The sequence below is a fragment of the Vibrio sp. YT-19(2023) genome, assembly GCF_033337395.1.
On the sequence record NZ_JAWOQN010000077.1, the window covers coordinates 1 to 2791 of the forward strand.

A 2791-nucleotide genomic window follows, 5' to 3' on the forward strand; every position below is an offset into this window, starting at 1 on the left:
CAGGGAGTATCCTTCCTAATCAAACGAATCATCGTCAGTCTCCGAGGGTTGGGGAAACGTTCATATCATTTCTCCTTGAATAAAGTTCTTCAAATTCTCTTGCAACGGAAGACCAGTCGGAAGTCAGCTCACTTTCGTGATCAGATATGAATCTGTATCTGCATCGTTACAATGCAGCGTTCGCTTTTTCCAACATCCTCTACCTGCATCACTATCGGCCACAAAGGCTTTCCCCAAAGGGAGTGATACAGGCTTACCGTGTTCCGTATGTCGCGCAATGTCAGGGTAGATGCCCGCTATGGTGCGGAGAGTTCAATGATCACGAAAGAGCATGGGGCAATCTCTTTCCGACTCTCACGCCTTTTGGCTACAGCGTGTTAACCACTTCCGCTGTTTCATCACATAACGCACCTTGAGCGGATTCACTTATGTTCATCATGCTGACTACCTAGCACTCACCCGATTTATGTGGTTATCAGGAGGATCGTCTTCTCACGATTTCAATCCCGATTGGTAAATACCAACCTTCGTTACATTGTCAGACTCGCTACTTTATTCAGAGTCCTAGGTTCATCTGGTGATACAGATGGTCCACTCGTTGAGCGGTGAACAGCGCTTCATACGACCTCACGTCGCACGCCCCATTGTGAGTTAACACTTTGTCTGTGTACCATGTGATGAAGATAATAAGTTTGCGAACTTGCAAAAAAGAATTAACGCTAAACTGGCTAAGATTGAACAGCAAAAAATGCGAAAAGATCACAAATCAATGAACAAAGGCTAGTTGCAGCGAGAGAAGCGCTAGAGCACAAGAGCAAGCCAATCACTTCAGAACATGAATCAAAACATACAAATGCAACAACTTAACAACAACCTTATGATGTATAACCTATTGCCAAAAAACCACAACGTATTCATATACTGACGTTTCTTTCATTACTTAATCAAATCAAAAAGAACATAAGCCTCCGCAAAGGAGGCTTATCTTTGAAGTCTTTACATTGACACCCCTAACAATATTGGATATTGTAACAATATTGGATTTTGTTAGGGTTAGGTATAAGATCATGAGCATTTCTGGAATTAACGGAAGCAACTATGTCACTACGTTAATCGCAAAAACACGAATTCAGCAAGGAATGATAACCTCTGCCGAGGTAGTCGGGAAATCGGGCAAATATCAAATTCACTTCACTAATGATGAGTGTAAGTGGAAGGGCGAAAACCTCGTTTTATGCTCTGTACGATCACCCTATGAACCTAAAATATTTAAAACTATTGATGGAGCAATTGCTGATTTAAGGAGATTAGAAGTACCTGTTCCAAGTATTGCATTCGATTGGGGTACAGATACCTGAGCTGAACCATACAACTCTTAAAATGAACTTTGAATGCAGTTAATACCTATTATGTAAAATGGCGCAGTTTCATGTTGATTTTGCCCACTTTGCCACCGCAAGCGGTGAATAGCGCCAATTAGCCAAGCTTGCTGCTTGGTATTTTCGATTTTCTTTCTCTTTTAGTTGTGAAATCTATGTTGCCAGTATTAACCCCAGTCCAGAGTTAGCACCTCAATCTGGTTTCAGTGAATTTTTAACCCAAACACTCAAAAATGCCATTTTATGCAACTTTGCTCAGTGGCAAATTGTACCACTGAAATCACAGTACTTACCTCATGACTAGTGGTTGAAAATCGGTGCCAGAAAACTCCCAAAACCTTTTGAAGTAGCCACCTCTAAGTAGTGCTCTTTGCTTGCATTATTATGCAACTTCTCTAAACGGTTCTGGATAATAAGTTCGATTACAGGGTTCAGCATGTAATACAGCTTACGTGTCTTCATTGCAGAGTTGGAACTGAAAGGGTATCGTTAAACCTATTTTTTTATTTAGGTTCGATGTAAATAAAAAAGTTGGCTTTAGATCGCGGATTGCGGTTGGCTTAGTTAATTTCGAGTTTACATTGTGGATGTTATTATAAAATCTTTTTTTGTATATAAATCATCAATGCTAGAGAAGTTTTAATCTAAAAGGAGCGTTCGATTAATGATAAATAAAATAATAGCCTTGTGTGCGTCTAGCCTACTTTCATCAACAGCGTTTGGTGCTAGCACACTAAATTCGGCAGTGTGGTTTGATGGAAAAGTACTGTCATTGGATAACTCTGGTGTTGCCTATATTATGGGAAGTGGAACAAACTCTCACGTCGGTTTCATTTTAACATCCACCGAGTGTGAAGGAAAAAGTGCTGGGTCGTCTGTAGCGGCTAAACGGAGAATTTCAGTGGTTAACTTTTTGGGTAAAGGAACATATCCGAATGTTCAAAGCGTTAACTTTTCGGTGAGTTGCATTAATGATTATGCGGCTTTCTATGTCGCCATCTCTCAAAAAGGTAAACAATACATCGTTGACGCTTTTAAAAAATCCGAGTGGGTAAGTGTTGGTGGGGATATCCGCTTTTCTGCAATGAATTTTACTGCTGAGTATAATAAGTGGTCTCAAAAAACCGAAGCTTTGTAGTGTAATCGTTCGCGCTAGTCATTCAGCATGATTATTAACGTGAGATTTTTATTTAGCAAAAAGCCGAAAAAATCAAATAGGGGAAACTTTAGTGACCAAAAGGTTAGATGAGCCTTTTTTACCCACAATCGATTTATACATTTATGTTTATTAATGGCAATAACTTAGATAGTCTCCCTATGGTTTACTCCTAAAACAGGCTTTGTTGCTTAATTCGATGAGAAGACATGGTAGCCCCATGTTGTTCAGTTCTTAAACAACATACTGAGTTTCA

At 39.7% G+C, this 2791-nt stretch carries 2 protein-coding genes; both read left to right on the forward strand.

Going from position 1 to position 2791, the window contains the following annotated elements; translation table 11 throughout:
• The first annotated feature begins 1067 nt into the window (after window positions 1-1067).
• Window positions 1068-1358: a hypothetical protein gene (locus tag R7E78_RS23905; protein WP_318058313.1), complete on the forward strand. Its 291-nt coding sequence runs from the start codon at window positions 1068-1070 to the stop codon at window positions 1356-1358.
• A 685-nt stretch (window positions 1359-2043) separates the two neighbouring features.
• A complete protein-coding gene (locus R7E78_RS23910) occupies window positions 2044-2517 on the forward strand; it encodes a hypothetical protein (protein ID WP_318058314.1) in 474 nt (157 codons plus the stop codon).
• The last annotated feature ends 274 nt before the right edge of the window (window positions 2518-2791 follow it).